At 45.0% G+C, this 22,361-nt stretch carries 21 protein-coding genes; 13 read left to right on the forward strand and 8 right to left on the reverse strand.

All coding sequences use genetic code 11. From position 1 onward, the window contains the following. The first annotated feature begins 46 nt into the window (after positions 1-46). A complete protein-coding gene (gene ppa, locus PV763_RS07350; protein ID WP_004281037.1) occupies positions 47-583 on the forward strand; it encodes an inorganic diphosphatase in 537 nt (178 codons plus the stop codon). A 95-nt stretch (positions 584-678) separates the two neighbouring features. Here ppa and PV763_RS07355 read toward each other — a convergent pair whose 3' ends face one another. Then, entirely contained in the window at positions 679-1,998 is a 1,320-nt protein-coding gene (locus PV763_RS07355) for an OprD family outer membrane porin (RefSeq protein ID WP_044108965.1), read from the reverse strand. A 599-nt stretch (positions 1,999-2,597) separates the two neighbouring features. On the opposite strand from PV763_RS07355, the gene PV763_RS07360 reads away from it, so the two are divergent. Next, positions 2,598-3,326, forward strand: coding sequence for a TorF family putative porin (locus PV763_RS07360; RefSeq protein ID WP_420937554.1), 729 nt, complete (start codon positions 2,598-2,600; stop codon positions 3,324-3,326). Between the two features lie 48 nt (positions 3,327-3,374). Here PV763_RS07360 and PV763_RS07365 read toward each other — a convergent pair whose 3' ends face one another. Continuing rightward, positions 3,375-4,865 carry a YifB family Mg chelatase-like AAA ATPase gene (locus PV763_RS07365; RefSeq protein ID WP_420937555.1) on the reverse strand — a complete coding sequence of 497 codons (1,491 nt, stop codon included), beginning with the start codon at positions 4,863-4,865 and terminating at the stop codon, positions 3,375-3,377. A gap of 66 nt (positions 4,866-4,931) precedes the next feature. Then, positions 4,932-5,159, reverse strand: coding sequence for an accessory factor UbiK family protein (locus tag PV763_RS07370; RefSeq protein ID WP_420937556.1), 228 nt, complete (start codon positions 5,157-5,159; stop codon positions 4,932-4,934). A gap of 277 nt (positions 5,160-5,436) precedes the next feature. On the opposite strand from PV763_RS07370, the gene glnK reads away from it, so the two are divergent. The 7 genes from glnK (at position 5,437) to PV763_RS07405 (ending at position 11,569) form a co-directional block, all read left to right on the forward strand. After that, the gene (gene glnK, locus PV763_RS07375) at positions 5,437-5,775 is read left to right on the forward strand and encodes a P-II family nitrogen regulator (protein WP_004281042.1); all 339 of its coding nucleotides are present in this window, start codon (positions 5,437-5,439) and stop codon (positions 5,773-5,775) included. 59 nt (positions 5,776-5,834) lie between these two features. Then, positions 5,835-7,247 (forward strand): ammonium transporter, encoded by a 1,413-nt coding sequence (locus tag PV763_RS07380; RefSeq protein WP_004644905.1) that lies wholly within the window; start codon positions 5,835-5,837, stop codon positions 7,245-7,247. Positions 7,248-7,387: 140 nt separating this feature from the next. Continuing rightward, positions 7,388-7,852 (forward strand): transcriptional regulator NrdR, encoded by a 465-nt coding sequence (gene nrdR / locus PV763_RS07385; RefSeq protein WP_004281044.1) that lies wholly within the window; start codon positions 7,388-7,390, stop codon positions 7,850-7,852. Between the two features lie 2 nt (positions 7,853-7,854). Further along, on the forward strand, positions 7,855-8,943 hold the full coding sequence (gene ribD, locus PV763_RS07390; RefSeq protein WP_409654575.1) for a bifunctional diaminohydroxyphosphoribosylaminopyrimidine deaminase/5-amino-6-(5-phosphoribosylamino)uracil reductase RibD: 1,089 nt from the start codon (positions 7,855-7,857) through the stop codon (positions 8,941-8,943). Next, positions 8,940-10,232, forward strand: coding sequence for a DNA adenine methylase (locus tag PV763_RS07395; RefSeq protein ID WP_004644908.1), 1,293 nt, complete (start codon positions 8,940-8,942; stop codon positions 10,230-10,232). The genes ribD and PV763_RS07395 overlap by 4 nt, the downstream gene beginning before the upstream one ends. A 22-nt stretch (positions 10,233-10,254) precedes the next feature. After that, positions 10,255-10,914 (forward strand): riboflavin synthase, encoded by a 660-nt coding sequence (locus tag PV763_RS07400; protein WP_420937557.1) that lies wholly within the window; start codon positions 10,255-10,257, stop codon positions 10,912-10,914. A gap of 109 nt (positions 10,915-11,023) precedes the next feature. Then, complete coding sequence (locus tag PV763_RS07405; protein ID WP_086044360.1) at positions 11,024-11,569, forward strand: VTT domain-containing protein; 546 nt, start codon at positions 11,024-11,026, stop codon at positions 11,567-11,569. 61 nt (positions 11,570-11,630) lie between these two features. On the opposite strand, the gene blhA is transcribed toward PV763_RS07405, so the two are convergent. Genes blhA through PV763_RS07420 form a run of 3 tightly spaced genes read right to left on the reverse strand, consistent with a single transcriptional unit; the run spans position 11,631 to position 14,135 of the window. Next, entirely contained in the window at positions 11,631-12,260 is a 630-nt protein-coding gene (gene blhA, locus PV763_RS07410) for a cell division protein BlhA (protein WP_420937558.1), read from the reverse strand. Positions 12,261-12,286: 26 nt separating this feature from the next. Next, entirely contained in the window at positions 12,287-12,694 is a 408-nt protein-coding gene (locus PV763_RS07415) for a DNA polymerase III subunit chi (RefSeq protein WP_420937559.1), read from the reverse strand. Beyond that, a complete protein-coding gene (locus tag PV763_RS07420; protein ID WP_420937560.1) occupies positions 12,687-14,135 on the reverse strand; it encodes a leucyl aminopeptidase in 1,449 nt (482 codons plus the stop codon). Before PV763_RS07420 ends, PV763_RS07415 begins: the two co-directional genes overlap by 8 nt. 156 nt (positions 14,136-14,291) lie before the next feature. Between PV763_RS07420 and lptF the strand changes: the two genes are divergently transcribed. The 4 genes from lptF to PV763_RS07440 all read left to right on the forward strand — a co-directional run bounded on the left by lptF (position 14,292) and on the right by PV763_RS07440 (position 19,341). Continuing rightward, the gene (gene lptF, locus PV763_RS07425) at positions 14,292-15,392 is read left to right on the forward strand and encodes an LPS export ABC transporter permease LptF (RefSeq protein ID WP_004281053.1); all 1,101 of its coding nucleotides are present in this window, start codon (positions 14,292-14,294) and stop codon (positions 15,390-15,392) included. A 2-nt stretch (positions 15,393-15,394) separates the two neighbouring features. Next, positions 15,395-16,465, forward strand: coding sequence for an LPS export ABC transporter permease LptG (gene lptG, locus PV763_RS07430; protein ID WP_420937561.1), 1,071 nt, complete (start codon positions 15,395-15,397; stop codon positions 16,463-16,465). A gap of 124 nt (positions 16,466-16,589) precedes the next feature. Next, a complete protein-coding gene (gene gpmI / locus PV763_RS07435) occupies positions 16,590-18,137 on the forward strand; it encodes a 2,3-bisphosphoglycerate-independent phosphoglycerate mutase (protein ID WP_420937562.1) in 1,548 nt (515 codons plus the stop codon). A gap of 31 nt (positions 18,138-18,168) precedes the next feature. Then, positions 18,169-19,341, forward strand: a complete 1,173-nt coding sequence (locus PV763_RS07440) for a S41 family peptidase (RefSeq protein ID WP_005263947.1) — start codon at positions 18,169-18,171, stop codon at positions 19,339-19,341. On the opposite strand, the gene PV763_RS07445 is transcribed toward PV763_RS07440, so the two are convergent. Further along, on the reverse strand, positions 19,342-20,781 hold the full coding sequence (locus PV763_RS07445) for a sigma-54-dependent transcriptional regulator (RefSeq protein ID WP_420937563.1): 1,440 nt from the start codon (positions 20,779-20,781) through the stop codon (positions 19,342-19,344). 14 nt (positions 20,782-20,795) lie between these two features. Next, positions 20,796-22,361, reverse strand: coding sequence for a sensor histidine kinase (locus PV763_RS07450; protein WP_420937578.1), 1,566 nt, complete (start codon positions 22,359-22,361; stop codon positions 20,796-20,798).

A 22,361-nucleotide genomic window follows, 5' to 3' on the forward strand; every position in this document is an offset into this window, starting at 1 on the left:
ATTGTCGCGGTTTTTTAAAAGATATAACTTGTTAAAGAGTGATGCTATGAGCTACAGCAATATCCCAGCGGGTAAAGATGCGCCAAACGATATCTATGTGATCATCGAAATTCCTGCAAATGCAGCACCAATCAAATACGAAATCGATAAAGATTCTGATGCGTTATTTGTAGACCGTTTCATGGGTACAGCAATGTTCTACCCAGCAAACTACGGTTATGTACCAAACACACTATCGCTTGATGGTGACCCATTAGACGTACTGGTTGTAACGCCTCATCCAGTAGAGCCAGGTTCAGTCATTCGTTGTCGTCCTGTCGGTAAATTGAACATGGAAGATGACGGTGGTGTTGATGCGAAACTGGTTGCAGTTCCACATGACAAACTGACCCCAATCTACAAAGATGTTCAGGAATATACTGATCTTCCTCCATTGTTGATCAGCCAGATCGAACATTTCTTTCAGCACTACAAAGATTTAGAGCCAGGAAAATGGGTTAAGTTAAGTGGTTGGGAAGGTGCTGATGTTGCGAAACAAGAAGTACTGGACTCAATTGCTGCTTATGCAGAAGCAAATAAATAATTGCTTTTTGTCGTCCAGGTTTTAACTTTTTAAAGCCTGGAATAAAAAAACCTGCACATTGTGCAGGTTTTTTTATGACTTGAAATTCGTGTGAATTAGAATAATTTCACAGGAATGTCTAACCAGATACGCCATTCATTAGTGTCACCAATGTAATTAGATTGATAATCATCACTTGCACGGTAGTAAGAATGACGAAGACGTAAGCTTGCATCTTTCGCAAAACCAGATTGAACCGTATATTTTACCTGGTTAAAGAATTCGCGCTCATGCTCATTATCACTGATCATAGTACCTGCATTGTTAGTAGCTTTAATATCCCAACCATAAACAAAAGCAGATGTCCAAGATAAGCCAGGAACATTTACAGCACCAAAGTCAAATGTATATTGAAGTTGCGCTGATTTTTCGTCATTACCAATAAAGTCAGACAGGTATGAATTCGGCATGTAAATCGATTGTTTGCCATCACCTACGCCCGTACCCAAACCATAATCATAGCCAGTGTTGCCAAAGTTTTGCTGGTAAGCAAGCATGACATTATGTGGACCATGATTATAAGTTGTAGATAAAGCTAAAATAGTATTATCGAATGAATCGTCTGGTGAGCCGATTTGAGAATAAAGATATGGATTTGCTTCTTTATCCCATTTTGTATGGTAACCACTGAAATCATGAGTTAATGTGCTTTTATCTGCCAATGCATAGCTATAGTTGGCATTAACATAGTGGCGGTCTAAGCGGTCTTTAATGTCTGTACCATAATAAGAAGCATTAACTGCATCATTAAATTTATATTTCGCGCCCCAAACCACTGCACGATCCAGCTTTGCACCATCGGAATTGATTTGGTTGGAAAGCTGATTTTCTGTGAATTTACCAGCAATCAGGTTTAAGTTTTCAATTTCGTTACTTTGAACCAATACGCCAGTATAGTATTCAGGCACTAAACGCGCAGTATTGCTTGCAAGTACAGGTAAGTCTAAAACCTGAGTACCGTAAGTCGCAGTCGTATTTGATACACGAGCTTTCACATATGCACCGCCACGAGCCCAGTGGTCATAAGCATCTTTAGTACCATCAGCATTATTTTGAGGGTGGACTGGGATCATATCATTGCCAGTATGACCATTTTCACCCAATTTAAATGAAGCATCACCAATAATACCAGCACCAAAGCCTACAGTACCTTGAGTAAAGCCAGAGTCTAGTTTAACAATCGCAGTTTGTGCAAATGAGCTCGTATCTGGTACGTTATTTTTCTTGTCACGGTGCAAATAGCCGGTACGGAAAAGTACAGAACCTTCAGCATCTTCTACAAAACCTTTAGACTCGCTTTGCTCGCTAGCGAAAGCGGTAGAAACCAAAGCAGCCTGAATCAAAACTGCTAATGTTAATTTTTTTGAATTTTGCATTGGGAAGAGAGCCTTATACAAATTGATCGGAATTTTTTAGGAATTGTATAAGAATTGCTGAAAAAATGTCATTTTTTATTGGATATATTCCACTAAAGTTTAGATTTTTTTAACTCAAATTAAACAATAGCAAGGATTTGAGGTGATTAATTTCTAACCTATCGGTAAAAAGTGAGTAAAAACATAATTTTATTGGAAATTATAAATGATATTTCTAAAGTGGTGAAATGAATGTGATCAGCTTATTTATTTTGAAACGGGAGAAAAATATGATCAAAAATTACGCACTATTTTTTAGCACAAATTTTAATCATTACAAAAATGGAATCAAAATGGGGCAAATTGTAAATGATTATGTATAAGTATTAAAAAAGTGATGAAATAGCCTTAAATACATTTATTTAAAAGAAAGCCTAGATAATTCAGTTTTTTATAATTCAAATTTTAAATTAAAAACAATAACTTAAATTTTATTTATATTTTTAGATTTATTATTTTGGTTCCTTTTATCCAGATTGGCATAGCTCTTGCAGATTTTGAACTTGAGTTTAATCAATGACCATAAAAAACGTCTCAGGACGATCTGGGGGAGTCGAAGAATGAAATTTATATTAAAAACATTATCAATCGCGGTACTAGGAGCCGCATCAACTCTCAGTTTTGCTGAGGAACCTACTGCTGAACATACGGTTTCAGGAAATATCAGCGTGCTTTCAAGCTATAACTTGCGCGGTATTACCAATGCTCCTGAAAATAGCGGAGCGACCTTGCAAGGTGGGCTGGATTACAACCATGCATCAGGCTTCTATGCAGGCTGGTGGGGATCAACATTAGACTATGGCGATGATTTGCCAAATGCCTTTGAAAATGACTTTTATGCAGGTTATAACGGTTCAATTAATGAGGATTGGGGTTATACAGCAGGTTTAGCTTATTATTACTATTATGATATTGGCAATACCGGTTCAAATGGTTTTGAAACCATGCTCGGTCTGACTTATAAAGATTTTGGTGTTACTGCTCAAACATTACTTGAAGATCTTGATTGGGGTAATGCAGGGGATACTTATCTAAAAGGAACCTATAGCTACGCACTGCCAAAAGACTTTAGCCTGGATACCGCACTTGGCTTATATATCTATGCAAAAGATGGGGATATAGAAGGTACGGAAAACAGTTTCGGTTTTCGTCATTTCGATATAGGTCTCAGCAAGCCACTGGGTGATACAGGTGTGACTGCAAGCATGAATTATACGGTTGGAGGTTATGATCGTTTTGAAGAAAAACAAAAGAATAAAGTGGTATTTGGACTTGGCTATAGCTTCTAATTCTATTTAGATAAAAAAGGCGACTTATTAGTCGCCTTTTTTAATGACTTAAATTTGCTGTTGCCCCCGATAAGACAAGGCTTCACTAAGATGTTGACTTTGAATATCTGGACTATGATTTAAATCGGCAATGGTTCGAGCAACCCGTAAAACGCGATGATACCCTCGTGCTGATAAGTTCAGTTTTTGCTGTGCCAATTCAATCATTTTCTGTGCAGACTGATCTAATGCGGCATATTGCTCTAACTGCTTTGGACTCAAACTCATATTCAAGGTATTTTGCCGTTGCATCTGAATTTCATAGGCTGCAATGACGCGTTGTCTAACCGTTTCTGAGTTTTCTGTAGGTCGATTGTCCTGTAATTCATGCGCTTGTAATGGCGGTACATCAATATGCAAATCAATCCGATCCAGCAACGGGCCTGAAATCCGGTTCTGATAGCGTTTAATACTTTCGGGTGAACATTGGCAGCGGATATCTTGATTGAATGCATACCCACATGGACATGGATTCATGGCAGCCACCAACTGGAAATTAGCCGGAAAGGTAATTTGGCGTGATGCCCGGGAAATGACGATTTCCTTGGCTTCCAAAGGCTGACGTAGAACCTCCAGCACTTTGCGGTCGAATTCAGGCAGTTCGTCCAGAAATAAAACCCCTAAATGTGCCAGGGTAATTTCTCCTGGCTTGGGGTGTGAGCCGCCACCGACCAATGCCACCGCAGAAGCAGTATGGTGTGGTGCTCGAAACGGCCGTTGTCCAAAAGGGTGATTGGCATTCGCCACCGAATAAATACTGGCCACTTCCAGATTTTCCTGCGTCTTTAAGGGCGGCAAAATACTGGCCAATCGAGAAGCCAGCAAGGTCTTGCCTGTTCCGGGTGGGCCTCGAAACAGCAGGGAATGACCACCTGCCGCAGCAATTTCCAAGCCACGCCGTGGTCGTAATTGTCCTTTTACATCCGCCAGATCAAACTTATAAAAATGGTCTGTATTGAGTGGACTGGCTTCTATTTGCGGTAAGCGCTGCGCTTGGGAAAGATGTTCACACACTTCTTTTAAATGATTGGCTGCAAAGACTTTAAAGTCTGGGAGCTGACAGGCTTCCTGTGCATTGGGGCCAGGCAAAATCAGTTGATGCTGGTCACTTTGACAGGCAATGGCAATACTTAAGGTGCCGCTGACAGGACGTAATTGACCATCGAGGGCCAATTCTCCAATAAATTCAAGATGCTCGGTGCAATTTTCAGGCAGCTGCCCAGAGGCCACTAAAATACCTAAAGCAATCGGTAAGTCCAGACGTGAGCCATCTTTTGGCAGATCTGCAGGGGCCAGATTAATGGTCAGACGTTTGGTTGGAAATTGAAAGCCGCTATTCAAAATGGCAGAACGGACCCGGTCTTTACTTTCACGTACCGCCGCTTCGGGAAGCCCCACTATAGTGAGCGAAGGCATACCCGAACTGACATGAACTTCGACTTCAATTAAAGGCGCATGCAGGCCCAGCAAGCCTCGCGTATAAATTTTGGCAAAAGACATTATTATTGTTCCAATTTGGTGCGTTATTTTTATAGTTCTGGTGTCTTTTATGCACTGTAGTTGTGCTTATTTTTTGTTCGAAATTCTCTCTTCTAATGCTTCCACCTGTTTGAGCAAATAATTCAGGCGATGATTGGCATTATTTAGGGCAGTACGCTGACGTTCTATTTCTTCTTTAGACACCAAATCCATTTTCGCCACAGCTTCATTTAACAAGGCACGGATATTATGTTCCACATCTTTCTTAGGTTGTTCGACTTGCTGCAAAATTGCTTGTAATAAAGTTTCAATCATCGTCTGATCCATCGCCGTAGAAAGGAGCGCACAGTTTAGCATTGCTAAAATGCAGACTATAGTATTTCAGACAAAATATAGACTTATTCGATTAAAGATATTGTAAAAATCCACATAAAAAATGTCTATTTTTTGAAGATTCGAAGCCTTTATCCGTATAAAATAAGGTATAAATAAACCACATGCCGGGCTTTCTAATTTCCCCCGACCTTAGGAATCTTGGCATGAAATTTGAACGTAAAACCTTACTGGTGAAATAAGCCGAAGGAAAACAAACATGAAGCTCGTAACTGCAATTGTAAAACCTTTTAAATTAGATGATGTTCGCGAAGCATTGTCTGAAATTGGTGTTCAAGGCATCACTGTAACTGAAGTGAAAGGCTTTGGTCGTCAAAAAGGCCATACTGAACTCTATCGTGGTGCTGAATACGTTGTAGATTTCTTGCCGAAAGTCAAAATTGAAATCGCGATTAGCGATGAAATGGTAGACGCGGTGATTGAATCTATTACTCGTGTGGCGAGCACTGGAAAAATCGGTGACGGAAAAATTTTCGTGACTAACTTAGAACAAGTCATCCGTATTCGTACAGGTGAAACAGGTGCAGACGCTGTCTAACTTGGCACGAAGTTTGCTGAGTACCTAATAACTCACAAAAACTTGGTTGGGGGATACGAATGAAAAAAATGCTACTCGCGTTCGGCATGGCCGGCGCTCTTTTTGGTGGTTCTGTTGCATGGGCTGAAGAAGCTGCAACAGCAACAACACCGACAGAAGAAATTGTGCTTGTTGAAGAAGCAGGCGATACAACAAATACAACAACAGACACTACAGCAGCAATTGCTGAAGCAGCGCCAGTTGAAGCTGCAGCACCTGCAGAAGAAGAACCAACTCTAGATACCGGCGATACCGCTTGGGTTTTAACCTCTACCGCTCTAGTTTTACTCATGACCATTCCTGGCTTGGCGCTATTTTATGGCGGTATGGTCCGCAAGAAAAACGTTCTGGCGACGATGGCACATAGCTTTATTGCTGCGGCGGTGGTCAGTATTGCTTGGGTGATTATTGGTTATACCCTAGCTTTCGGTGAAGGCAATGCCTTTATAGGTGGCTTGGATAAGTTCATGTTGGCCGGTATTACCACAGAGGCACTTTCAGGCACGATTCCTGAAATCCTGTTTGTGATTTTCCAAATGACTTTTGCCATCATTACGGTTGCCATCATCAGCGGTTCGATTGCAGAACGTATGAAATTTGGTGCTTTCGTTGCTTTTATCGCACTTTGGGTGGTGATCGTCTATGCACCAATTACCCATTGGGTATGGGGTGGTGGCTGGTTAGGTAACGACGGCGCGCTTGATTTTGCTGGTGGTACGGTTGTACATATCAACTCGGGTGTTGCCGGTCTGGTAGCAGCGTATATGCTGGGCAAACGTATGGGCTTGGGCCGTGAATCTATGGCACCACATAACCTGACCCTTACTGTAATTGGTGCATCTTTACTCTGGGTAGGCTGGTTCGGTTTCAACGGTGGTTCTGCATTAGGTGCCAACGGTTCTGCAGGCTATGCTTTGATCGTGACTCAAGTCGCAGCGGCAGCAGCAGCCATTTCTTGGTTAATCACTGAAAAACTGGCACGTGGTAAAGCTTCTGTACTGGGCGGCGTATCGGGTGCAGTTGCTGGTCTGGTGGTCATTACTCCAGCTGCAGGTTTTGTGACTGTAGGCGGTGCATTGGCGATGGGTCTGATCGGTGGTGTGGTGTGTTTCTGGGGGATTACAGCACTGAAACGCGTATTGAAAGCCGATGATTCTTTAGATGCTTTTGGCTTGCATGGTGTAGGTGGTATTGTCGGTGCGATTTTAACCGCGTTCTTTGCTAGCGAATTCATCATGGGTGACAATGCCCCTGCCAATGTCATGCATCAGCTTTGGGTGCAAGTGGAAGGTGTACTGGCGACAATTGCTTACTCTGCGATCATGACCTTCATTATCCTGAAAGTCATCGACTTGATCATTGGAATCCGTGTGGCATCTGATGATGAGCGTATGGGTCTGGATTTAAGCCAACATGGCGAACGTGTCGAATAATAATAAATACACCATAATCAATATATAGTGTAAAACAGCCCGAATGGGCTGTTTTTTTTCTATATGTTGCGTAAAACTCTACAAAGTTTGTAATTTTTGCTACACTCGGAATCCATCTGGATTTGTTCAATTAAACCGCTATGCATTGCCCATTTTGCAATACTGCAGACAGTAAAGTGATTGATTCACGCCTGGCAGCTGAAGGCTGTCAGATTCGTCGTCGCCGTGAATGTGTCAGTTGTAATGAACGCTTCACTACCTTTGAAAGCTATGAAGTGGTGATGCCGCGCGTCATCAAGTCGGATGGCAAGAATGAACCTTTCGATGAAGCCAAATTACGTCGTTCCCTGATGCATGCCTTGCAAAAACGCCCGGTGACCCAGGAGCAGATTGAAACGGTGCTGAGCGATATTCAGCTACAGATTCGTCGTTTAGGTGAGCGTGACGTGAAATCTCGTACTATTGGTGAAATCGTGATGCAGTCTTTATTTGCTCTGGATCATGTTGCTTATGTGCGTTTCGCTTCGGTCTATCAGGATTTTCAGGATGTTGAAGCTTTTCGTCATCAGATTGAACAGATGCAACAACGAGAATTACAAGAATAAGCATGGTTGAACTGAATCAAGATCAAGTCTGGATGCGCCGGGCCATTGAATTGGCTCGTCAAGGGCAATATTCCACCAAACCGAATCCGAATGTCGGCTGCGTCATTGTTAAAGATGGTGTGATTGTTGGAGAAGGTTTTCATCCTCAAGCCGGCCAGCCACATGCTGAAGTGTTTGCGTTGCGTCAGGCCGGTGAACAGGCACGTGGTGCAACCGCTTATGTGACTTTAGAACCTTGTGCGCATTATGGCCGTACGCCGCCTTGTGCCAAGGGTCTGGTTGAAGCAGGTGTGGCTAAAGTTGTCGTGGCCTGTCCAGATCCCAATCCGCTGGTGGCTGGCAAGGGTGTACAGATCCTGAAAGATGCCGAAATCGAAGTCGAGATTGGCATCTGTGAAGATGAAGCGCATCAGCTGAATCAAGGCTTCCTGAAAGCCATGGCGACCGGTATGCCTTATATGCGTTTAAAAATTGCCTCAAGTCTGGATGGCCGTACCGCGATGGCATCGGGTGAATCAAAATGGATTACCGGTGTAGCAGCACGTCAGGATGTACAGCACTGGCGTGCGATTTCAGGCGCAGTGATTACCGGGATTGATACGGTTCTTGCGGATGACTGTGAACTGAATGTGCGTCAACTGGATGGCCTTGAAGATATCAAGACTGTGGTGCAACCGAAACGGATTATTCTGGACCGTCAGGGGCGTTTACCACTCAACGCAAAAATTTTAGTGCAACCTGAAACAGTGATGGTCATGGGGCCATTTCGTCAAGAGCTTGCAGACCTGGGTGTGCTACACTTGCCGGTACAGCCTTTAGCAGAATTATTAAAGCAACTGGTTCAGCAGCATCAGATTTATGATGTCCTGGTGGAAGCAGGGGCGACCTTATCTACGGCATTTTTACAACAAAAATTGGTTGATGAACTGATCAGTTACGTTGCACCGACCCTATTGGGTCAGTCTGCGCGTACCATGTTTAATGCAGAATTTAGCCATATGGCCGAACAACTCCGATTTAAGCTGCGCGATGTAACTCGCTTAGGTGATGACGTGCGCTTCAGGCTAATTCCTTTTCAAGAGACACTATGAGTTCAGAGTCTACGGTTTATCATAAACGTCGCCATGCGGCACGTACCACCGATGAATATCTTTTCCATCAGCTGGTTCCTTATCTGGGCAATAAACGCCGTTTACTGCATTTAATTCTGGAAGCGTTGGAAAGTACGGGAACTCTGAACCGTGCTGATGGTCGTGCGCCGATTTTTGCTGACTTTTTTGCAGGTTCAGGCGTGGTCTCGCGCTTGGCCCGTCAGAATGGCTATCGTGTGATTGCCAATGACTGGGAGCCGTATAGCCACGCGCTGAATCATGCGGTACTGGCCTGTACTGAAGCACCGGCATTTAAAGAACTCGGTGGCTATCAGAAAGCGATTGATTATCTGAACCGTCTGCCGGAAGTTAAAGGCTGGGTGACGCATAACCTGTGTCCGCGTAATGATGAAATTTATGATCCAGCCCGTGATCGTTTGTTCTTTAAACGTCGTAACGGCATGCGTATTGATGCCATCCGTCAGCAGATTGCAGCCTGGCAGGCACAAGGTGCAATTGATGATGTGGAAATGTCTGCCTTGCTGGCACCCTTGCTGTATTCCGCCAGTTTTGTCAGCAATACTTCAGGCGTTTTCAAAAGCTTTCATCATGGCTGGGGCGGGAAAACCCAAACTGCGCTGGAACGGATTGAATCATTGCTGTGGCTGACTCCAAGCCGTTTTTGCGAGTCGGATCAGAAAAAGGGAATGGCCGCAGAAATGTGGTGTGTCGATGCCCAGCATCTGGCCAACCAGATGAGCGGCTTTGAAGTAGATGTAGCTTATCTGGATCCACCGTATAATCAGCATGCTTATAGCAGTAATTATCATGTGCTGAATGCGCTGACCTTATGGGATCAGGCCGATTTACCGACTCCGGATACCAAGGGCTTTAAGAGCGGGATTGACCGGGCATGGCGCAAAGAGCGTCCGAGCCAGTACAATTCCTCTAAATATGCCAAAGAAGCTTACGAGAGCCTGTTGGCCACCATCAATGCACGTTTCATTCTGACCAGTTATTCAACTGACGGTAATATCAGCGCTACCGATTTGTTACAGGCCAATCTGAAACGTGGCCGGGTGACCTTGCTAACCCAGGATGTGCCGCGTTATCGTGTTAGCAAACAGCGCCAGTCTGAACGTGCCCGCGTGCTGGAATTTATTGTGATTACCGATACCCACGCCAAGTCAGGTCCACCGATCCGTCAATTACTCAGCCAGCTGCATCATTATGCAGAATTGGGTGGTGTGGATACGACCGGCGTTAGTACCCAGTTGGCCCTCTGGTAAAAGAATTGAAAAGGAAATAAAAATGTTTACAGGTATTATCGAAAGCCTCGGCAAAGTCGAAAGTCTGCAAAGCGTTGGAGGCGATGTGCGTTTACGCATCCACACCGATCTAGACATGTCCGATGTACATCTGGGTGACTCTATTGCGACCAACGGCATCTGCCTGACCGTGATCGACTGGGGCGAGAACTGGTATACGGCTGATGTTTCCCGTGAAAGCCTGAACCGGACTACACTCGGCACCTGGAAAGCCGGTCAACCTGTCAATGTCGAAAAAGCCATGTTGCCGACTACGCGTTTTGGCGGTCATATTGTGTCAGGTCATGTCGATGCAGTCGGCGAGATCACGCTGGTTCGTGAAGATGCACGTTCGATTTATTATGAAGTCACTGCACCTGCTGAAATTGCCAAATATCTGGCAGAAAAAGGTTCGGTTACAGTCGATGGTATTAGCCTGACGATTAATCATTTGCGTGGTAGTGTGATTAGTCTGAACCTGATTCCGCATACTGCTGAACGGACCAATATTGGTACCTGGAAAGTTGGCAGCAAGGTCAATCTGGAAGTGGATGTATTGGCACGTTATATCGAGCGTTTATTGCTCGGTGATAAAGCCGCCGAAACCACTGAACAATCGAAAATCAGCATGGATTTTCTGGCTGAAAATGGTTTCTTAAAATAAGAGAAATGTTGATTTACTAAACAGTCTGATTGGAAAATTAGACTGTTTTTTTATTTTTCGGGATAATCAGCAGTTCAACTTGCAAATATTGCCTGGGTGGACGGGTCGAATGCTCGATTTTTTACTTAACTTGGAACAGTCATTGCCGCTATTGCTCGATCAATACGGGGTATGGATTTATGCAATCCTGTTTCTGGTGATTTTTGCAGAAACCGGTTCGGTGTTTTTCTTTTTCCTGCCCGGCGACAGTTTATTGCTGGCTGTGGGCGCTTTGTGCGCCAGCAGCGATCTGGTGACACTGCATTCGATGGGGCTGTTGTTATTCACTGCCTCGGTGCTGGGCTATAGCGTGAATTATTACACCGGAAAAGTTCTCGGTTTAAAATATTTCAATCAACATTCACGTTATTTTAAGCCGGAATATATGGTGAAAACCAATCACTATTTTATGAAACATGGCGGTAAAACTATTTTAATCGCACGTTTTATTCCCTTTGTCCGCTCATTTGGCCCTTTTGCCGCCGGTTCAGCGCATATGAGCTTTGCCACATTCAGCTTTTATAATATTGCGGGTGGCATCCTCTGGATTAGTACGTTATTAAGCATTGGCTACTTGCTCGGAAATGCTGCCTTTATGCTGGCAGATTTTTTCTAAGACGCGACATAGAAGACAAAAAAGCCCGAATTTTCGGGCTTTTTTAATCTGAAAGGATCATTTAAATATTGCGTGGCTGATCAGAAAATTCCGAATTTTTCAGCATATACTCGATTTCTTCTTTGGCCGCCGCACGCATTTTTTCACGCAGTGCATTGACGGTCTGTTCAATCACGGTTTCTGCCTCAAGTTCCAGACGTAAACGCACACTTTCTAATTCGGATAAAATGCTCTGGTCCTCAATCTGGATGCGACCTCTGGCAAAATCAAAAGTCGTCACAGGATTTTTTGCATAACGTGCGACATAGTGCTGCACTTCAGCCTCTAGATGCGTCTTTATTTCAGCGAGCGCCTGACTCTGTTCGCTAAATTTACGCTGTTCCTCATGACGTAGCTGTTCCTGATAGGCCTGTTCTTCAGCACGTTTCTCGGCTAAGGCTTTTTCGAGCGCGAGTTGTTTGCGAATACGGGCTTCTTCAATTAATTCGGCCTTACGCTGTGCATAGGCAGCTTCAATCTTGCGATCAGATTCCTGTTGCAAGCGCTGGTCGCGATTCTGCCATTCTTCCAAAGACGTTTCTGGCTTTAAAATATCGCAGATCCGAGAGAGGTCATCGATAAAGGTCTGACGTACAGCTTCCGGTACATTTAACCAGCGCTGTTTAAAATCGGGACCTACATTTAATGCCACGTGCCTCTCCTTGTGGATGATATCGGTTAAAGCTTATGGGTGTCCGGTTCAATACCTAAACGACGATATTGCTTGAATTTTTCACGACCCAGCTGTTTAGCCGTTTCATGGTTTTCAATGATCTCAATAATGTGACTAAATTTTGCGTAAGGTTCAAGTGCTTCCGGATTAAAATTGAAAATAATCCAGTCGGACTGTCCCGGCAGTGTTGCCGAAATACAGACCGTCGCCTGAGGCTGGTCAATACCATGTGGAATAAAACTGACTGGATCAAAACTCCACAAACATTCATCTAGCTGCTGTTGCAAATCTATATCGGCACACAGTAACCAGATCCGCGCCGGCTGACGCAGAATCTTACGACATAAACGACAAGTGCTGTCCACTTGTCGTTCAGGGCTTTTTTCAAATAAATAAAAGCTGACTTTAGCCATTGCTTTGAACGCGATTCGCCAGGAATTGCATCAATAATGGAACTGGACGGCCAGTCGCTCCTTTATTGGTGCCTGAATTCCACGCTGTACCTGCAACATCCAGATGTGCCCAGCGATATTCACGGGTAAAACGTTGCAGGAAGCAGGCTGCAGTCACAGAACCTGCTTTTGGACCACCGATATTGCCAATGTCGGCAAATGGTGAATCCAGCTGTTCCTGATAGTCTTCCAGTACCGGCATACGCCATACCCGGTCAAAGGAATGCTGGCCGGCAGCTTCAAGTTCTGCTGCCAGTTTATCATCTGGCGTGAACAGACCCGTCAGCACTGATCCCAAAGCGACCACACAGGCACCGGTTAAGGTCGCAATATCAATCACCAAAGCAGGGTTAAAACGTTTTACATAGGTCAAGGTATCACACAGCACCAGACGACCTTCGGCATCGGTATTCAGGATTTCAACCGTCTGACCACTCATGGTCGTTACAATATCGCCAGGACGGGTGGCTTTACCTGAAGGCATGTTTTCTGCTGCAGCGATGGTTCCCACCACATGCAGAGGTAAGCGGGACTCACACAATGCACGCATCGTACCGAGTACAGAGGCTGCGCCGCACATGTCATATTTCATTTCGTCCATGCCTGCGCCCGGTTTAAGTGAAATACCGCCAGTATCAAAAGTAATACCTTTACCCACCAAGACTACCGGTGCTTCGCTACGCTCTGACTGATATTCCATGCTGATAATACGACCAGGACGGTCTGAACCTTTACTTACCGCAAGGAAGGCGCCCATGCCTAAATCCGCCATCTGCTGTTCATCCAGCACAGTGACTTTAAGCAGGTCCGGATATTCAGCCGCCAAAGCCACCGCCTGTTCTGCAAGATATTCAGGGAAACAGATATTGCCCGGACGGTTGCCCAGATCACGTGCCAGGTTTTGTCCGCTCTGCACTGCTTGTACCAGTTGCAACTGTTCGCTGGTTAATACGCTATGAGTGGCAATCAGGTCGATCTGCTCGAGCACAAATTCATTCTTCTTGGATTTATATTCATCATAACCATAGCTGGCCTGAGTCAGGAAGAGCGCAAACAGATAGTGGAATTCTTGTGGAAGTTGTGTCAGATCTACAGAAATCTGTTTGAATTTTTTTTGAGTGACTTGAATAATAGTTTGCGCGATTTTTGCAAGTTTTGCCGGTTGCAGTTCAGCGACCTTGCCTAAACCAATTAGTGCTGCATGGCTGGACTGGCTCACCTGACCAATCAGGCTCAGGCTTTCCGCCAACGCTGCCTTGAATTGAGAGGCTTCAATTAATGTGTCTAAATTATTGATTTGATAGGTTGCGGTTGTATTCTGAAGTTGTTCTGAGTCAACTAAAATCAACAAAGATTGACTTGATCCATTCTCTGGGAATGACGTATTAATTGTAAGTTTCATATTCTGTTTTCACGCCTGTCTAGATGGGTAAATCATTCAGTCATTGAAACATTTATCCGAATAGATTTTCAATGGGCAGGGCGGCCTAGGTTTTATATTTTTGCTATTCGGGTAAACTAGCACTCGTTTTATGGACCTTATTTTGGAAGAATTAATTTGATTATTCGGCGTTATCTGGTCAAGCAAGTTGTCTCGACATCCTTGGTGGTGATTGCCTTATTGACCTTGATCATGATGGGCGGTCGACTGATCAAGTATTTTGGTGTCGCGGCGCAAGGCCGTCTGGATGCAGGCATTTTATTTAGCATTATTGGCTACCGTTTGCCTGAATTCTTGACCCTGATTCTTCCGCTCGGTTTCTTTATTGGACTGATGCTGGTGTTTGGCCGTTTATATGTCGACCATGAAATGGCCGTGATGAATGGCAGTGGCGTCAGTCGGCATCAATTGGCGCGTCTACTGGTGCCGATGACCCTGGTGTTTTTGATTGCTCAGGCCGGATTGATGCTGTGGGCTGCGCCGTGGGGCATTCGCCAGTTTGAAGCCCTGACCACCAGTCAGGCGGTACGTACCGGCTTTGACCTGGTGCGACCGAAAGAATTTATCTCCTCTGGGCCCTATACCATTTATGCCGGTGACCTGTCAGAAGACCGTAAAAATTTAAAAGATATTTTCTTTTATCAGCGTGCGGAAAAAGAAGGCAAACCGGATGTGATGATTCTGGCGCAGGAAGCCACCCGAATTGAAGTACCGAATGATGCTGCCAATGTGGTCGATCTGGTTAATGGACGCCGTTATGAGATCTATCCGGGTACACCGCAATATACTCAAGCTGAATTTGAAAGCTATCGTCTGCGCTTAGAAAGCGATGAAGAAGCGCAATTTGCCAGTACTGAAGTTGAGGCCTTACCGACCTCGCAATTGTGGCAGAACCGTCAGGATCCTGTGGTGGCCAGTGAGTTGGGCTGGCGGGTGTTTGTTCCTTTTGCGATTCTGATTGCCCTGATTCTGGCTGTGGCCTTGTCTGAAGTGAGTCCACGACAGGGTCGATATCTCAAGTTATTTCCTGCCCTCATGATTTTTGCCAGTCTGATTGTGGCCCTGATGGCAGTGAAGACGCGGATCAGTAAAGAAGAAATGGGCATTTGGGCCTATCCATTGATTCTGATTGCCTATGCAATTGCGGGTGCCTTGTTCTCGCGTAAACAGAAATTAGGCCCGAAAATCAAGAAACAGATTCAGCGAGTGAGGTCTTAACAATGTTGGCACGTCGTATAGTTGCAAAACATGTGACCCAAACCACTGCGCTGGCGATGCTGGGTGCAACCGCGGTATTGGCGGGTTTACAGGTATTATTTACTTATCTGGGTGAGCTTGGCTCGCTCAAAGATGGTTATGGCGCCTGGGATGCCTTGAAATATGTACTTTGGGGCGCACCAAATTATTTATATGAAATCCTGCCGATTTCTGCACTGATTGGTGCTGTCCTAGGTCTTGGTACATTGGCCTCGAATAGCGAGCTAATTGTGATGCGTTCGGTCGGCGTGAGCTTATGGCGCATTGTCGGTTGGGTGATTCGTTCGGCACTCTTGTTGGTCATTTTGTCATTTGCCCTGAGCGAATGGGTCATTCCGTATACCAATGAACAGGCCAAAAGCGTAAAAAGTGCCAGTAAAGCGGCTCAACTCGGTGAAGTGCGTGGTTACTGGACCCGGGAAGGGCAGCGCTTTATTTATATCGATTATGCCAACTCCCAAGGCCAGTTGAAAAATGTGCAGATGCTGGACTTTGACCAGAACTATCGTTTGCGCGGTACTTTGCAGGCAGATCAGGGCCAATTCGTTAAAGATGGTTCCTGGACGCTGGACAACACAGAGCAGTTCGATATTTTACAAAATGGTAATGCCACACTGGTCAAGCAGCAACAGCAACCTTTAGCGCTGGCATTACAGCCCAAATATGTGCATATGGTGACGATTGATCCAGAAGATTTATCGCCAAGCCAGCTAGTGAGCTTTATGAGCTATATGCATGAATACAGCCAGGTGCCTAAAACCTATCAGTTGGCCTTCTGGCAAAAACTCGGCTCGCCTTTTGCCCTGATTGCACTAGTAGTGATTGCCTGTTCATTTATCTTCGGGCCATTACGTCAGCAATCCATGGGTTTTCGTCTGGTGATTGCCTTATTTGTCGGCCTAGGTTTTTTCTATCTGCAGGACTTCCTCGGCTATGCCAGCTTGATTTACGCACCATCTCCGGCCTGGTTTGTGTTTATTCCGATTCTGATCATGTTCGGTATCGGCGGGTACTTGCTGCATCGGGCACGCTAAACCATAGGAAAATAGAACAAATCAATCATCATGAGAGGCCTAAACCATAGCCGGGTCATGGCCTCTTTTTATAAACTTCGCTAAAATAGAGCGATTAATTCGTAGACGAACAGAGTATTTCATTATGACGGATGCAACTGCTGGCAAAATCCCTCACGTTTTGGTGATTATGGATGGTGTGGGTCATCGCGAAGCGGTCGAAGACAATGCGTTTTTAGCAGCTAAACGACCAAATTTAACTGCGATACAGGACAAGCATCCGCATGGTTTGATCTCGGGTTCAGGTGAAGATGTCGGCCTGCCAGATGGCCAGATGGGTAACTCTGAAGTCGGACATATGAACCTCGGCGCAGGTCGTGTGCTGTATCAGGACTTTACCCGAATTACCAAAGACATTCGTACTGGTGACTTCTTTGAACATGAAGTGCTGGTCGATGCGGTGGAGAAAGCCAAAGCTTCAGGTGGGGCAGTACATTTGCTTGGCCTTTTGTCGGAAGGCGGTGTGCATTCACATGAAGACCATATCGTGGCAATGGCTGAACTGGCCCTAAAACGTGGTGTGCAAGTCTATTTACATGCTTTTCTGGATGGTCGTGATACGCCGCCTAAAAGCGCACAGCCTTCTTTAGAAAAACTTGATGCCTTATTCGCGCAATATCCAGGTCAAGGTCGTATTGCGACCATGATTGGCCGTTATTTTGCCATGGATCGTGACAACCGTTGGGATCGTGTTGAACAGGCCTATCGCTTGTTGACTGAAGGTGAAGCGGTTCGTACAGCTGCTAGCGCAGTTGAAGGTCTCGAACAAGCCTATGCCGCAGATGAGTCTGACGAATTTGTTAAAGCCACCCGTATTGGCGAGCTGGCAAAAATCCAGGATGGTGACAGCGTTGTATTCATGAACTTCCGTGCCGATCGTGCCCGTGAATTGACTCGCGTATTTGTAGAAAAAGACTTTACTGGTTTCGAGCGCAAAGTCGTGCCAAATCTGGCGAGATTTGTCACGTTGACGCGTTATCAAGCCACGATTGATGCACCTGTGGCGTATATGCCTGAAGCATTGGTCAACTCGATTGGCGAATACCTCTCTAACCTGGGTAAAACCCAGCTGCGTATCGCGGAAACAGAAAAGTATGCGCATGTGACCTTCTTCTTCAGCGGCGGCCGTGAAGATGAATATCCGGGTGAAAAACGTATCCTGATTCCATCGCCAAACGTAGCCACTTATGACCTCAAACCGGAAATGAGTGCTTATGAAGTGACTGATGAGCTGGTGGCTGCGATCAATTCAGGTGAATTTGACCTGCTGGTCGTGAACTTTGCCAATGGGGATATGGTTGGTCATACTGGCGTATTCGATGCTGCGGTGAAAGCAGTAGAAGCGGTTGATACCTGTTTGGGCCGGGTTTACGAAGCCGTGATGGCGCAAAAAGGTCATATGATTGTGACTGCCGATCATGGTAACGTAGAGCAGATGCAGGACTATCACAGTGGTCAGGTACATACTCAGCATACCACTGAACTAGTTCCATTTATTTATGTGGGTCCAACTCAGGCCACGATCGCAGAAGGCGGTGTACTGGCAGATGTCGCACCGACTTTATTAAGCCTGATGCAAGTTCCGGTACCTGCTGAAATGCAAGGTCGTAACCTGATTCAGCTTGATGCATAATTTTCGATAAAATTCTAAAAAAGGTCAAAGAATGGCAAGAACACGCTGGAAGTCTGTTGTAATACCATGCTTACTGATGTGTTTGAGTCATTCAGCCTGGGGGGCGGGTTCAAATGAGCCGGCATTCGATGATATGGAAATGGATGGGCAGGTCTATTCCGAAATTCCTGTGGCATCCATTCAAGAATTCGTACAAATTTATGGCATCGTAAAAGATAATTATATTCAAGATAAAAATGACGATGCCTTGTTTCAACAGGCCATTCAGGGTCTGGTCAGTGGCTTAGATCGCTATTCCCGTTATTTGTCGCCTGAAGATTATAAGCAACTGCGTGAATATACCGAAGGTGATCTGGCCAGCATTGATTTTGATCTGCAATTTGACCCGCGGTTGAAGCAATGGGTAGTTCAGGGACTGAGTTCCGATGCTGATTCAGCCAAGCAGGGACTTCGAAATGGCGTCACGGTTTATAAAATTGACGATCAGGTATTAAATAGCCTGAATCAGGAACAAGTCCGGCAGTTATTGAGCGGAGCCGTTGGCTCTACGCTCATGATTCAGCTCTCCCCGCAAAGTCCGGCCGTTCGTCTGGTCCGCAATACCAAACTGGATACTGAAATTAAATCGAGCCTGCACAATAATCAGGTTCTGGTTTTACAGGTCAAGGTTTTTCAGCAAGATACTGCCAATGAAATCAAACGTCTAATCGAAAGCTATGCCGACAAGCGCTTAAAAGCCGTGCTATTTGATTTACGCAATAATCCCGGTGGCTTACTCTCGGCTGCAGTTGAATCTGCCGATTTATTTTTGAATCAGGGCGTGATTGTGTCGACCAAAAGCCGCGCTGAAGGTAATCAGCAATTTCAGGCCTTGCCGAGTTTTGAGTTTCAGAATCTGAAAGTTGGGGTATTGATTAATAACCGCTCGGCTTCTGCAGCAGAAGTGTTTACAGCAGCCCTGAAAGAACATAACCGTGCCTGGGTCGTAGGCGAAAAAAGCTATGGCAAAGGCGTAGTACAGAAACTCTTTCCTTTAAGCAACGGTTCGGCTCTACAGATGACAGTATCGCAATACTTTAGCCCGAGTGGCCAGATGATTGAAGGGCGGGGCGTACAGCCGCATTTCAACTATCCGTTTAAGCAGGAAATGCGTGAGGAGAGTTATCTGGAACATGTCACAGACTTGCTGCTCCTGCAAAAATAATTATTCGTCTTCTTCGGTATCCAGCCCGAACTTTTTCAAACGATAGCGCAGGGAACGGAATGACATGCCGAGTTTTTTGGCGGCCAGTGTCCGGTTCCAATGGGTCAGATTCAGCGCATTCAGTAAAATTTCTTTCTCGACCTTTTCCAAATATAGTTCTAGACCCTCTTCAGGCAGCTTTTTAGGTGCAATCAGGGTTTCGGTCGCAATGATCTCGCTCGCAATGATCTCGCTCGTGAGCGTATTTATCTCCTGAGGGCTGTTAAGCGCCTGACGTAGCGGTGCACTCTGCAAATGCTGAAGATCAATCCGCTCTTCATCACTTAAAGTAATTGCGCGTTCCATAATATTACGCAATTCACGTACATTACCTGGATAATATTGTCCCAATAAGAACTCTTTGCTACGTTCGGTCAGTTTTTTATTGGGAATGCCCCATTCCTGGCAAATCTTGTGAATGAAATGTTCGGCCAATAACAGAATATCCTGACCGCGTTCACGCAGCGGCGGTAAAGTCAGATCCATCACATGAATACGGAAATATAAATCCTGACGGAATTTGCCTTGTTGCACCAAGGCTTCCAGATCTTGATGCGTGGCACTGATCACGCGGAAATCCACATCAATTTCGGTATCCGAACCGAGTGGACGAATACGTTTTTCCTGTACGGCACGTAACAGTTTGACCTGCATGGAAAGTGGTAATTCTGCAATTTCATCCAGAAACAGGCTGCCACCATGGGCAGATTGAATCAAGCCCTGTTTGTCCTGAGCAGCGCCGGTGAAGCTGCCTTTTTTATGCCCAAACAGTTCACTTTCCATCAATTCAGTCGGAATGGCACCACAGTTAATCGCAATAAAAGGACCTTCATTGCGGTTACTCAGGCGATGGACCAGATTGGCCACGACTTCTTTACCTGTTCCCGATTCACCCGTGATAAAAACCGGTGCCTGGGATCGAGCAATTTTTTGTAAGGTAATGCGTAATTGCTGAATTGGCATGGATTGTCCAATCAGCATTTTATGTTCGAGTGCATCATTTGGATTATTATGCGAATAATCCACCGGTTTATTCAGCGCTTTTTGTAAGAGCTGTTCCAGATGTTTCTGATTAATCGGTTTGCTGACAAAATCAAAGGCCCCTGCTTTGAGCGCGGCAATGGCGATTTCCATGTTGCCATAGGCGGTCAGAACTGCGACCGGAAGTGCCGGATAGAGGTTGCTTATCCAGTCCAGAAGCTCCAAACCATTGCCATCGGGCAGATTCAGGTCAGTCAGACAGGCATCATATTGATGATTGGCAAGGCATTTTTTAGCGTCTTCCAAACGATGGGCAATGTGTGTGCGAATTCCCATGCGCAGCAATGACATTTGCATGAGGGTACACAAATCTTCCTCATCATCCACCAAGAGCACCAGTGGTTGTTGTTCCCCATTCATCTTCCTTGACCCCTTTAAAGCGTGATACGTTGACAGCTGATGCGAAAGCATGCGCCCTGTTCTTGTTGTATATAGTTTAATTGTGCCTGATTTGCTTCGCAAAAACTATGTGATAAATACAGTCCTAATCCGGTACCACTAATCGATGTGCTAAAAAAGGGTTTAAACAGTAAGGCCTGGTCATGTACGGCTACGCCAGAGCCAAAATCCCTTACATCAATCCACACCCGATGTTCATAAGGATGCACATTCAGCTGAATATAGGCTGCATCTGCTGAATTGTGACGAATAGCATTACGAATCAGATTAATCAGAATTTGCCGGAATTGTGCTTCATCAAACTGGATCACCAGCGGGATATCAATATTAAATTGAATCTGATCATGAATATCGGCCAGATCTTCTTGGATAAATAACGGGATAAAATCATTGAGATGAATCGGTATCGGGTGGGTTTCTTTATTTTTGACCATATTCAGTGTGTCCTGAATAATTCGGTCAATCCGGGTCGCCTGTCGACCAATCATCTGGTTGAGCACTTGTTGTTGTTTAGCTTCCGAGTCCAGATATAAATCATTGGCCTGTACAATGGCCGCCAATGGATTACGAATTTCATGCGCAATACTGGCCGAGAGTTGACCCAGTGCAGCAAGTTTAAGTTGCTGCACCTGCTGATTCAGTTTTTTGGCATCCTGTAACACCAGTAGCATTAGAGTCTGATGCGGCACAATCAGCTTTTGTACTTGCACATAAATATTATAGCGACTTTGCTGTGATTCAAATTGAAAACGCTCACCATTTTCCAGTGTTTCAAAATGGATCAGTTCAAATAAATCCGGCTGTGATTGAGATAATGTGAATTTCTCATGGCCGTATTTGGACTCAATTCCAAGAAGATTACAGGCGGCAGGATTACTGAGTACCACATGGTAGTTTTCATCCAGAACCAGATAGCCGGTTTCAATCTGTTCCAGAATATAGCGGTTGATATTCTGTAAGCGATGCAGTTCCAGCGACTGAGAAAAATTCAGATTTTCCAGAATCTGAAAACGACGCACGGCAATTTGTCCGGTGCCATAGACCACAAAAAACAAAAAGGCCAGCAAGGCGCTATTACTGATATTGCTTAAGGAAGAGAAGGCAAAAATACTGCCGATAAAATGCTGATAAATAACGCTGATGACTGCAATGAGCGTGACGACCAAGGCCTTTTTTGCATCTAATAATAAAGATGCAGAAAAGATAGTAATCACAAACAGCAGCCCAATTTGCAAATTAGGACCGTCGCTCGCCAAGGTCAGCAAACTTAAAACGCAGACATCGCTAAAGAAAATCATGATCAGCTGCGGCTGGATTAGGCGTCTGATCCATTTCAGCGCAAACAGCTGTACGGTATTGATCGCAACCCCGATTCCCAGCGCATAATAATACAGCTGCGGGTATTGATAATCGCTGGTGAGTTCGGGATAGGTCAGCAGAAAAATCAGCAGCAGGCCGGTGCTGATCAGCAGGCGATAAGCGCTATACCAGATACCGAGATGATATTGATTGAGCGCAGAATAACTGGATTTTTGTGCCAT

This window comes from Acinetobacter sp. AS5, from assembly GCF_048957595.1.
Classification (GTDB): domain Bacteria; phylum Pseudomonadota; class Gammaproteobacteria; order Pseudomonadales; family Moraxellaceae; genus Acinetobacter.